Raw genomic sequence first — 409 nt, forward strand, 5'->3', positions numbered from 1 at the left:
AATTAACGTTAAAAAATACGCTCAAAGCTTGCTCAATTAGAGTAAAACAGGGCGTATGGGACAAAACTTGCGAAACTTGAATTATTTACTTACTTTGCAAACCAGGATACAAAACTGCAGTAACCAAAGCATAACCACTACGTACCATCGTTTTAGTTTCTGCTGTTGTGTTTGAGGTAAAGAACTGGAAACGAATAGTAGTTACTTCACAAGAACAGATTATAAAAACACTTTTTACAGCAGAAAAATGCGTATTTACGCAAAAATCTTTTGTAAATTCATCCAAAAAGCGTATCTTTGCAGCAGAAAAATGCGTATTTACGCAAAAATCTAACGTAAAATTAAATCAATATATGTCTTATACGTGAAAAAGTTGTCACCTTTAGGATGGTTAAACTAAATATGTTAC

1 protein-coding gene is annotated in these 409 nt (G+C 32.3%); it reads right to left on the minus strand.

The genetic code is table 11. From position 1 onward, the window contains the following. Positions 1 to 85: 85 nt before the first annotated feature. Complete coding sequence (locus tag KSW37_RS15855; RefSeq protein ID WP_217743542.1) at positions 86 to 286, minus strand: hypothetical protein; 201 nt, start codon at positions 284 to 286, stop codon at positions 86 to 88. Positions 287 to 409 lie beyond the last annotated feature (123 nt).

Origin of the sequence: Segatella copri, assembly GCF_019127135.1 — a bacterium.
GTDB lineage: Bacteria > Bacteroidota > Bacteroidia > Bacteroidales > Bacteroidaceae > Prevotella.